The following is a 9,608-nucleotide window of genomic DNA, read 5'->3' as shown; positions in this document are numbered from 1 at the left end:
ATAGGATTGAAGCATAGTAGAAATTTTAGAATCTAGAATCTGCATTGTCTCTTTGCCACTTTTGCAGGAGTTTGATATTGCAACTGCGTCATTATCGTTTAGATAACTCCTTGTTGCAATATCTACACAACCTGCAAAATTGCCTAAAGATACTTCCGCAGTGGGCGTTTTGGTTTTTATAGAATCTTTTGGGGCAAGTGAAGCAGATAAAGGCGTGATAATAAAGCCCTTTTCTACACACGCTAGGAAAAAGGCTAAAGTCTCTAAATCATAATCGCCGATAATGCCAATGACACTATTTGCCTTTATGTCCTTTAGCAAATTTAGGGCATTGCGCGTAGAATCTAAAAGCTCACCATAAGTGTAGCTTTGATTTTGCACAATAAGGCAGGGTAAGTCTTGCTTAAAGCTTTCAATCTTTTGTAGAAATGGATGTGTGAAATTATAAGAATCGCTACGTATTTACGCCTCCAAGATAAATCACTTGAGCCGTGATAAAATCACTCTTTTCATCTAAGAAAAACTCAATGGCATTTAGCACATCTCTAAACTCACCAAAACGCTTGATGGCTTGTTGGTTTAAAAGTGCGTCCATTTTTGTTTTAGGGACATTTTTGATTAAATCCGTTGGCACAGGTGTGGGACCAACGGCATTTATGGTGATACCAAACTCGCTTAATTCCTTAGCACACACTTGTGTAAGATTCACTAGTGCGGCTTTTGAGGCAGCATAGGCGGCTTCGCCCTCTAGGCGTAAGGGGGTGGCGACTGTGGAGAAATTTACGATACGATAAGGCATTTGCGTTGTCTCTTTAGATTCCAAATCCTTCACACGCTTTTTATAATCTTGCACCATAACTTTTGACACTTCTCGTAAGAAAAGAAAGCTACCAAATACATTTGTGTTAAAGATATTTTGCATAGTTTTTAGTGGTGTGGTAAGGATATGATTCATAGAAGCAATTCCCGCATTATTCAGCAACACATCAATTGTGCCAAATTCCTTTTTCACAGCCCTTACCATATTTACAACCGCATTTTCATCGCTCACATCAAGGGTAAAATGTCTGTAGTTTTTATGCTCCAAATTGCTTTGTGTGCGCGAACAGCCACACACAATATCGCCCTTATTTAAGTAATACTCGCTTAAATCCCTGCCTATGCCCTTGCGTGTCCCTGTGATAAGTATAACTCTAGGCATTACTTTGACTTTTTTCTAGGATATAGGCACTTAAAGTAGCGACATCTTTAAAAGGTGAATTTCTTCCGCTCATTGTCTTTTCATCAGCTAGGGACAAGATTAATATTAAGCGTTGTTGCTAACATCTCCTCTAAGTCAGCAATAAAGCTTACAAGAGCTAGAGAATCTAAATTACCCTCAATCCCATAGATTTTTGTCTCAAGTGTTGGATTTTTTAGATTCTCATTTTCTAGCTCATCTGCTAGAGATTCCAACGCTTGCAAAATTAATGTTTGAATTTGTGTTTGCATAAGGTTCTCCTAGTAATAAAATCTATTTTTGTAAAATTATATGTATTTTTCATCATTTTTCCTTATAAAAAAGTTTTGATTTTTTGTTTGAAAAATTTGAAAAAAATGTAGAATTAAAAAAGAGATAAAAATAAAAGATTGAAAAATATAAAATTGCCGCCCAAAAATTAGGCAACAAACAACTATAATCCCCCCCTCCCCCGCACAGCAGTAGTTTTAGCGCAAGCACTAGATTTACCGCTAGCTTCACAAGCACCATCAATAAAAGCACTATCAACAGAAACACTAGATTTATAAGCCTGAATCTCATAGCCACAAATCCCAGATAAAACAAACCTATCGCCATATTCCCTAAAGGTATTTCTACCAATAAACACATCACTTAAGCGCGATTTTGTAATTGCGATTCCATTAAGTTTTGGGAATTGATACTCTTTGAAGATAAAAGCCCTAAGCTGATTGTGGATTTCAAAACTTGTTTTCTTAAGATTAATCGCAATATTTTGTAAATCAACATCTTTTCTACAATAATAACTTCCACTAAAGCAATCCTGCCTTTGACTCCTAAAACTCCCCTGCAAAAGCGATTGCAAATTTTCACAAAACAGCATAAAAGCATTTTCTAAATACTTAAAATACAAATCCCTAGCCGTATCATTAATCCCTATGCTAAAGCTTCTTTGCGCGATAATCTCGCCTGTATCAATCCCAGAATCTATCCTATGTAGCGTAACTCCACTCTCCATCTCACCGCATAAAATAGGCATTATGGAAGTATAAACCCCCTTAAACTTTGGAAGTTTTGAAAAATGGATATTAAAAAGATTCTCACTTTTAAACTTTTCAACCCTAACAATCCTATCAAATTCCAAAGACAAAAAGATTAAATGCGGAATCCTATACGCTTCTTCTAAGGAAATCACACGCACTTGATTTTCCCTAGCAAACTTTAACAATGAAGGCTGCCAAGTATCAAGCCCGCAATCCGTAGCATTAGGAATCACCATAAGAGAATCCACGCTAAAAGATTCCAACAAATACGCTAAAGCATTAACGGCAATGGAGTTTTTCCCAGCAATACAAATTTGCATCACGCTACCCCTAGCAAGCTAGCTCTTTTACGCCCTTGCGTGGGGCAGCTAAATTTACCCCCCCCCCCGCACAGGAATAAGTGTAGCAGTTATTGCTTGCGTGATTGTGTGGATTTGCGTTTTTACTAAAGCATTTGGTGGGACATCTTTTGTCACAATCGCACCTGCTGCTACCATCGCATTCTCGCCAATCACCACGCCCGGAAGTATCGTAGCATTCGCACCAATGCTAGCGCCTTTTTTAAGAATCGTTTTAGCAAATTCCTTAGGATATTTTTTAGAACGCGGATATTTATCATTGGTAAAGCTAACATTTGGACCGATAAACACATTGTCTTCAATAATAATTCCATCCCACAAAGACACACCATTTTTAAGGGTTACATTATTTCCAATTTTCACATCATTTTCTATAAAACAATGCGCGCAAATGTTACAATTTTTACCAATCACAGCCTGTGGCAACACCACGCAAAACTGCCAAATCTTCGTATTAGAACCGATATTTTGACTTTGAACATCCGCTAAATAATGTATCACAACACTTCCTTTAAAAACATCGCATAATCCCTAATGTATTCACTCTCATCATAATAATCGCTTGCAAGCACCATAAGCTTACAACCATAAGAAAAATTCCGCATCTCTCGCCACATCTTTTTGCCAATATATAACCCAACATCAGGGCGATTTAACCACACACTATCACGACTTCTACCATCATCTAGCACAAACTCACACGCCCCATCAATGGCAATTACAAGTTGCTCTAACTCCCTGTGTGCGTGAAATCCTCTCTCTTTATCAGGGATTGTATCATACATATAATAAAATCTCTTAATCGCAAAGGGAATATTTTTTAACCCCTCTAAAGACACCAATTTTCCACGCGCATCAACCTTTACTTCCATACGCATAAGCCTATAATCCATTATGCTGCTAGAGCATCAATTATATGCCCCCCCCCCCGCACAAGAGAGCAGTATTTATTATAATCATAAATATACTCATCTTTATCATAATAACAATCACTTAACACTAGCAACACGCAATCCTTACTAAACTCAAACATTTGCTTCCACAGCATTTTATCTAAATACAAGCCCCTTGTCGCCGAGTCTAACTTGATAATCTCCTGCCCCCTTCCATCATCAATTTTTATCTTACAGCTACCTTTAAGTGCCACGAACAAAAAGCGCGAATTTACATTTGCGTGGTCTCCCCTAGTTGCGCCACAAGGCACACCATAAATATAAAACACGCGTGCAATTACAAAAGGACAATTTGTGTTGTGTTGCATCGCTACAAGAATGGAATCCTTGCTTTTAAAAAAGTCAAAGTCAATGATTTGATAGCGCATATTAATCCTCATCTTGATTGATTGTTCTTATAAGCCTAGCAGGATTGCCAGCGATGAGTGAATTTTCACCAAAAGACTTTGTAACCACACTCCCTGCCCCCACAACACAGCCCCTGCCTAGATGCACCCCCTTTAAAATCGTAACATTTGCACCAATGAAACAATCATCACCAATTACAATATCCGTACACTTAATCTTATCGATATGATTATTCCTATACTTAATTGATAAGCCGTGTCCATCGCCACTCATCGCTGTAAATTTTGGACCTATCATACAACGCTGCCCGATTGTAATATTAGAATAAGAAGCACAAAGAGAAAAATTATTATTAATAAATGTATGAGCGTGTATCATAACGCCCCACCCCCCACACCTGAAAATGATTGTATCCACTGAAGAAATAAGGTGAAGGGTAGTATCCTAGATGCACACCCTCCCAAATTCCTATTTGCCCACCTTCATAGCATAGAAATAAAGTAGGGGATACAATATGAAAATTACCCTTTTTTAAACGCACATTGGACAAAATCTTAGCAAACCAAAAAATTCTAAATCTCAAAAATAAATTTGTCCATTTGATAATCTTAGCTCTCATTTTTCACTCCATATTTTTCTAAATACCACCCAATCGTTTTTTCCAAACCACTCTCAAAACTCTCATTAGGATTCCAACCTAAAGCCTTTGTTATCTTGCTAAAATCCACCGCATAACGCCTATCGTGCCCTGCTCTATCTTGCACAAAAGCAATCTGTGTGGCATAAGAGATTCCATCTTTTCTAGGAATCTTTTTATCTAAAATCGCACAAATCCGCCGTGCAATCTCAATGTTACACAGCTCACAATTCCCGCCAATATTAAAAGTCTCCCCATAAAGCTTTGAATGAAACACCCCATCAACGCCTGCGCAATGATCCTTAACAAAAAGCCAATCACGGACATTTTTCCCATCACCATAAATTGGAATCGCTTTTCTATGCAAAGCATTGCGAATAATCGTAGGGATTAGCTTTTCATCGTGTTGCTTTGGACCATAATTATTCGAACAATTTGTAATAAAAGTCTTTAATCCATAAGTGTGAAAATAACTACGCACAAGCATATCGCTTGACGCTTTAGAAGCAGAATATGGGGAGTTTGGCGCATAAGGGCTAGATTCTCTAAAATACCCACCCTCTCCCAAAGAGCCAAAGACTTCATCTGTGCTAATGTGATGAAACACACAATGCTCTTTACTAACTTTTAGTTTATGAGGTGCTTCAAACCACGCTAAATACGCATTATGCAGCAAGTTAAAAGTCCCATTGATATTTGTTTTCACAAAAGCATTTGGATTCTTTATAGAATTATCCACATGTGATTCTGCTGCAAAATGAATCACACCATCAACCTTAAAATCCCTAAATAAACTAGCCACTAACGCTTCATCACAAATATCCCCTTGAATAAAAGTGTAATTTGAATGTTGGCTCACTGCTTTTAAATTCTCTAAATCCCCAGCATACGCAAGTAAGTCTAAATTAATAATCTTATAATTTGGATACTTTTGCAAAAAAAATTCTATAAAATTACTTCCAATAAACCCAGCTCCACCCGTAATTAAAAGATTTCTAACCATTAGATTCCATTTCTAAAATATTTTTCAAATATTCCCCATAACCACTCTTACTTAAACTCTCCGCACGCTTTAAAAGTAATTCTTGGCTAATCCAACCATTAGAATACGCAATCTCCTCTAAACAAGCCACCTTATAACCCTGTCTTAACTCAATGGTTTGCACAAAACTCCCAGCCTCTAGCAAACTATCGTGCGTGCCTGTATCAAGCCACGCAAACCCACGCCCCAAACCTTGAGAATACAACTTGCCTTGCTTTAAATATGCGATATTTACATCAGTAATTTCTAGCTCTCCACGCGCTGAAGGCTTAAGGGATTTTGCAATAGAAATCGCATTATTATCATAAAAATACAGCCCTGTAACTGCAAAATTACTCTTTGGATTTCTAGGCTTTTCCTCTAAACTTAGCACATTCCCTTCTTTATCAAACTCCGCCACACCAAAGCGACAAGGATCTTTCACGCGATAAGAAAAAATGCTTGCCACTCCACTTTTTGCTCTCTCTTTTGCCTCTAGCAACATCGGCGAAAACCCCTGCCCATAAAAGATATTATCCCCTAAAATCAATGCTAAATCCTTTCCATTAACAAACTTTTCTGCTAAAATCAACCCGTGCGCTAGCCCATCTGGCGATTCTTGCACGCAATATTGTATCTCCATTCCAAGCCAACTTCCATTGCCAAAAATCTCTTGAAATCGTGGCGTATCCTTAGGCGTGGAGATGATTAAAACCTCACGGATTTTTGCAAGCATCAGCACAGAGAGTGGATAATAAATCATTGGCTTATCATAAATTGGCAGCAACTGCTTTGAGATTCCAAGTGTTGTGGGATAAAGCCTACTCCCGCTTCCACCTGCTAGAATAATGCCTCTCATCTGCAACCACCTTCTAGCACAATTTGCATAACTTTTCTTTGCATCCGGGCAAGATACCTATGCCCTAAATTTTCCCAAAAAACTGCAATTTCCATCTCTCTTTAAAAACCCTATTCTAACCCTTAAAATCTTGGGAATTATAACATATTTATTTTAGGACACTAAAATAATCCCACAACCTTTAAATCTCAATGCACTCTAAAATTCTTAGATTGAATCCACTCACAACACTATATTCAGACTCATTAATCTTTGAGCTACTTAACAACTTAAAATCTCCTACTCCTAACTTTTTTAAAATCTGCGCTCCAATTCCTAAATCCTTAATATCTTTGTTGTTTTGCATACGCAAAAATACCAAATACCCTCCCTGTTCTTTAAGCCTTGCGATTGCCTCCATTAAAGAGGCAAATAAATTTTCATTTTCTAGCAATTCTAAATCCTCCCTAATGCTATGGAATTTCACAAGCGGAATCTTAGGAGTGCCAAAGGCAAAAACAAAATGCTCTCTCCCTAAATGATCCTTAAATCGCATTTTTACAGAATCTACACCTAAAAACTTGCAAGAATGCTTACTGACAACTTCAATCAGTTGTTCAAATTGCAAGCGGTATTCAATTAAATCCGAAACATAAAGAATTTTAAGTTTATGCTGTTTGGCAAATTCACTTAAAAATTTATCCCCCCTTCTTGCCATTAATCCATCTTTTTTCATAATCTCACAAATCACACTTACCGGCTTAAGTCCCGCTAAACGACAAATATCCACACTTGCCTCTGTATGCCCTGTGCGCTCTAGCACGCCCCCTTCTTTTGCAATGAGTGGGAAAATATGCCCTGGACGTACAAAATCCTCTGGCTTTGTGCTAGGTTTGCACATTAACTGGATTGTCAAATCTCTCTCAAATGCAGAGATTCCTGTTTTTGCATCTTTTGCATCAATGGATACGGTAAAAGCTGTCTCGTGATTAGAATTATTTTTACTCACCATTGGCGGTAAATCAAGTGCCTGTGCAATATCTTTTGTAACAGATACACAAATCAATCCACGCGCTTCTTGCGCCATAAAATTAATTTTTTCTGGCGTGCTAAAGATTCCAGCTAAAACTAAATCCCCCTCATTTTCTCTATCCTCATCATCCATAACAATAATCATTTCACCATTTTGAATTGCTTTAATTGCAGCTTCAACACGAACAAGCGTTTCATTTTCCATATAAAACCTTAAAATTTTCTATTACAAAATCCGTATTATAGCGCAACACGCACTGAATCTATCTTATTAAGTATTGACAAATGAAAAAAATAAGAATATAATCCCGCTTTTAAAAATGTTGGGGTATCGCCAAGCGGTAAGGCACCTGGTTTTGGTCCAGGCATTCCGAGGTTCGAATCCTTGTACCCCAGCCACTTCTTACAAACTGCAAGAATTTAGCGATTTTATTCTCTTAATTTTAGTGATCGCGGGGTAGAGCAGCCCGGTAGCTCGTTGGGCTCATAACCCAAAGGTCGGTGGTTCAAATCCGCCCCCCGCTACCAAAACCTCAGCATTTGCAATCTTTACAAAGCAAATTTTTATTGTTACAATTCTTACAAAAATTTAAAGCGATTTTTATGGAATTTGTTGGAACTGAGCTTATTTTTATACATTTATTCCTTTCTTTTCCTTTGCTTTTACCACCTCTTTGGAATCTTTATGCACTCTTTACTCAACCCTCACACACAAAAAAGCTTCACGCTCTAGCAGTCTGTGCCCCTGCATATTACACACTACTTAGTGCTTGCGCATTTAGTGGATTTGTGATTTGGGCAATGCTAAGTTTTATCTTAACATTTAAAATTGTGCTAATGCTTGTGCTTTGGCTTGTGATTTTAGTGGCTGAAATTAAACGCCATAAGTTTCAAAAACAAATCCGTAGGGAAGCAGATTCCATAAAGCGCGAAAAATTTTTCCGCTTTGCAAAAATCAAATACAGCTTAGATTTTTGCGCGTTTGTGATGCTTTTACTCTATGGGGTGTAACAATGCAATTCACCTATCATAAATCCGCAGGTGAGTCTGTCATTAAACTTGAAGGAGAGATTTATAATCACCTTTTCCACGCCCGCAGAATACGCAAATTGGATTCCTTAACCCTGTGCAATCTCAAGGATTTAAATGCTTACATTTATGCAATTGTTACATTGGATAAAAAATCCGCCACATTACAACTCAAAACCATACAAAATATGGAATCCAAAACACCAAAGGGGCATTTGATTTGGGCAATGGTTGATCCTAAAAGCATTGAAAAAACACTGCCCTTTTTAAACGAGTTAAATCTAGCGCACATTACATTTTTTTATGCAGATTTTTCACAAAAACATTTCAAGCTTGACAATGCGCGTCTTAATAGAATCTTAGAAAACTCTTGTGGGCAATGCGGTCGCCTCACACGCTTAAAAATGGAATCGCTCAGCAACCTTGAAGAAGTGCTACAAAAATACCCAAAAATTGCGGTGATGGATTTTGGCGCAAAGCCGTTAGAATCGCATTTAGAGATTCCTTTTTTAATCGGAGCAGAAGGAGGTTTTAGCAAACAAGAGCGCAAACTACTTAGCACACAAGCAACCTTTAGTGCGCCAAATTCTAATATTTTACGCAGCGAAACCGCAGCCTTGTATGCCACAAGCAAAATTTTTTAAAAAAGATTCCAAAGCCTTTACAAGCGTTGCCTAAAGTTGCTAGAATTTTTCCATTTTAGAAATGGAATCCAAATTTAAGGGAACACAATGCGCAACAAAAAAGCTTTTACTATGCTAGAGCTTATATTTATTCTAGTGATTTTAGGCATTTTAGCCGCTGTTGCGATTCCAAAAATTTCTGCAAGCCGTGATGATGCAAAACTTGTTGCCCTAAAAAGCGATATAAACACGCTAAAGACTGCCTTTCCTGCGTATTTCCTAGCACAAGGTGAAGGAACATTTTTAAGCGCAATCACACTAAGTAGCGCAAATTGGAATCTTAATGAATACTCCATACAAAGCAAGCTACAAGATTCCAATAATAACCCTTGCATTAGTGCAAAGCTTCTTGATGCAAAGAGCGCACCTGCTACAACACCAAAAGGTGTCCAATTTTTAGAAATCTCCACACAAACCCCAGGCAATGCAAGCGGTGATACTTGTGC

Annotated in this window: 12 protein-coding genes, 2 tRNA genes and 2 pseudogenes; 5 read left to right on the top strand and 11 right to left on the bottom strand. The window is 37.8% G+C overall.

Features of this window, described 5'->3' with window-relative positions; genetic code table 11:
* From MRZ19_RS06690 to MRZ19_RS06640, 11 genes and pseudogenes are all read right to left on the bottom strand, one after another.
* Positions 1–381, bottom strand: a pseudogene (locus tag MRZ19_RS06690) (hypothetical protein); the annotation flags it as partial.
* Between the two features lie 73 nt (positions 382–454).
* Positions 455–1,201, bottom strand: a complete 747-nt coding sequence (locus MRZ19_RS06685; RefSeq protein ID WP_291031529.1) for an SDR family oxidoreductase — start codon at positions 1,199–1,201, stop codon at positions 455–457.
* Positions 1,194–1,491: pseudogene (locus MRZ19_RS06680) on the bottom strand (hypothetical protein). Before MRZ19_RS06680 ends, MRZ19_RS06685 begins: the two are co-directional and overlap by 8 nt.
* A gap of 182 nt (positions 1,492–1,673) precedes the next feature.
* Positions 1,674–2,582 carry a formyltransferase family protein gene (locus MRZ19_RS06675; RefSeq protein WP_291031528.1) on the bottom strand — a complete coding sequence of 303 codons (909 nt, stop codon included), beginning with the start codon at positions 2,580–2,582 and terminating at the stop codon, positions 1,674–1,676.
* Between the two features lie 54 nt (positions 2,583–2,636).
* Positions 2,637–3,122: an acyltransferase gene (locus MRZ19_RS06670; protein WP_291031527.1), complete on the bottom strand. Its 486-nt coding sequence runs from the start codon at positions 3,120–3,122 to the stop codon at positions 2,637–2,639.
* Positions 3,119–3,514 carry an FdtA/QdtA family cupin domain-containing protein gene (locus MRZ19_RS06665; protein ID WP_291031526.1) on the bottom strand — a complete coding sequence of 132 codons (396 nt, stop codon included), beginning with the start codon at positions 3,512–3,514 and terminating at the stop codon, positions 3,119–3,121. Before MRZ19_RS06665 ends, MRZ19_RS06670 begins: the two co-directional genes overlap by 4 nt.
* On the bottom strand, positions 3,514–3,942 hold the full coding sequence (locus MRZ19_RS06660) for an FdtA/QdtA family cupin domain-containing protein (RefSeq protein WP_291031525.1): 429 nt from the start codon (positions 3,940–3,942) through the stop codon (positions 3,514–3,516). Before MRZ19_RS06660 ends, MRZ19_RS06665 begins: the two co-directional genes overlap by 1 nt.
* 1 nt (position 3,943) lies before the next feature.
* Positions 3,944–4,300 carry an acyltransferase gene (locus MRZ19_RS06655; protein WP_291031524.1) on the bottom strand — a complete coding sequence of 119 codons (357 nt, stop codon included), beginning with the start codon at positions 4,298–4,300 and terminating at the stop codon, positions 3,944–3,946.
* Between the two features lie 230 nt (positions 4,301–4,530).
* On the bottom strand, positions 4,531–5,562 hold the full coding sequence (gene rfbB, locus MRZ19_RS06650) for a dTDP-glucose 4,6-dehydratase (protein WP_291031523.1): 1,032 nt from the start codon (positions 5,560–5,562) through the stop codon (positions 4,531–4,533).
* Entirely contained in the window at positions 5,555–6,439 is an 885-nt protein-coding gene (gene rfbA / locus MRZ19_RS06645) for a glucose-1-phosphate thymidylyltransferase RfbA (RefSeq protein ID WP_291031522.1), read from the bottom strand. The genes rfbB and rfbA overlap by 8 nt, the downstream gene beginning before the upstream one ends.
* A gap of 181 nt (positions 6,440–6,620) precedes the next feature.
* Positions 6,621–7,655: a bifunctional 3,4-dihydroxy-2-butanone 4-phosphate synthase/GTP cyclohydrolase II gene (locus tag MRZ19_RS06640; protein WP_291031521.1), complete on the bottom strand. Its 1,035-nt coding sequence runs from the start codon at positions 7,653–7,655 to the stop codon at positions 6,621–6,623.
* A 119-nt stretch (positions 7,656–7,774) separates the two neighbouring features.
* On the opposite strand from MRZ19_RS06640, the gene MRZ19_RS06635 reads away from it, so the two are divergent.
* The 5 genes from MRZ19_RS06635 to MRZ19_RS06615 all read left to right on the top strand — a co-directional run.
* Positions 7,775–7,849, top strand: a tRNA-Gln gene (locus tag MRZ19_RS06635).
* 52 nt (positions 7,850–7,901) lie between these two features.
* Positions 7,902–7,978, top strand: a tRNA-Met gene (locus tag MRZ19_RS06630).
* A gap of 75 nt (positions 7,979–8,053) precedes the next feature.
* Positions 8,054–8,461 carry a hypothetical protein gene (locus tag MRZ19_RS06625; protein ID WP_291031520.1) on the top strand — a complete coding sequence of 136 codons (408 nt, stop codon included), beginning with the start codon at positions 8,054–8,056 and terminating at the stop codon, positions 8,459–8,461.
* A gap of 2 nt (positions 8,462–8,463) precedes the next feature.
* Positions 8,464–9,123, top strand: coding sequence for a 16S rRNA (uracil(1498)-N(3))-methyltransferase (locus tag MRZ19_RS06620; RefSeq protein WP_291031519.1), 660 nt, complete (start codon positions 8,464–8,466; stop codon positions 9,121–9,123).
* Positions 9,124–9,210: 87 nt separating this feature from the next.
* A partial coding sequence (locus tag MRZ19_RS06615; RefSeq protein WP_291031518.1) for a type II secretion system protein occupies positions 9,211–9,608 on the top strand: 398 nt, incomplete at its 3' end.

Origin of the sequence: Helicobacter sp., assembly GCF_022770205.1 — a bacterium.
Lineage (GTDB): Bacteria > Campylobacterota > Campylobacteria > Campylobacterales > Helicobacteraceae > Helicobacter_D.
This window is presented reverse-complemented; position numbering and strand designations above follow the sequence as displayed.

Bases quoted from the DNA above. Each gene is read 5' to 3' on its own strand.
- MRZ19_RS06640 (WP_291031521.1), bottom strand. From the start codon at position 7,655: ATGGAAAATGAAACGCTTGTTCGTGTTGAAGCTGCAATTAAAGCAATT.
- rfbB (WP_291031523.1), bottom strand. From the start codon at position 5,562: ATGGTTAGAAATCTTTTAATTACGGGTGGAGCTGGGTTTATTGGAAGT.
- MRZ19_RS06625 (WP_291031520.1), top strand. From the start codon at position 8,054: ATGGAATTTGTTGGAACTGAGCTTATTTTTATACATTTATTCCTTTCT.
- MRZ19_RS06660 (WP_291031525.1), bottom strand. From the start codon at position 3,942: ATGCGCTATCAAATCATTGACTTTGACTTTTTTAAAAGCAAGGATTCC.
- MRZ19_RS06655 (WP_291031524.1), bottom strand. From the start codon at position 4,300: ATGATACACGCTCATACATTTATTAATAATAATTTTTCTCTTTGTGCT.
- MRZ19_RS06675 (WP_291031528.1), bottom strand. From the start codon at position 2,582: ATGCAAATTTGTATTGCTGGGAAAAACTCCATTGCCGTTAATGCTTTA.
- MRZ19_RS06665 (WP_291031526.1), bottom strand. From the start codon at position 3,514: ATGGATTATAGGCTTATGCGTATGGAAGTAAAGGTTGATGCGCGTGGA.
- MRZ19_RS06620 (WP_291031519.1), top strand. From the start codon at position 8,464: ATGCAATTCACCTATCATAAATCCGCAGGTGAGTCTGTCATTAAACTT.
- rfbA (WP_291031522.1), bottom strand. From the start codon at position 6,439: ATGAGAGGCATTATTCTAGCAGGTGGAAGCGGGAGTAGGCTTTATCCC.
- MRZ19_RS06685 (WP_291031529.1), bottom strand. From the start codon at position 1,201: ATGCCTAGAGTTATACTTATCACAGGGACACGCAAGGGCATAGGCAGG.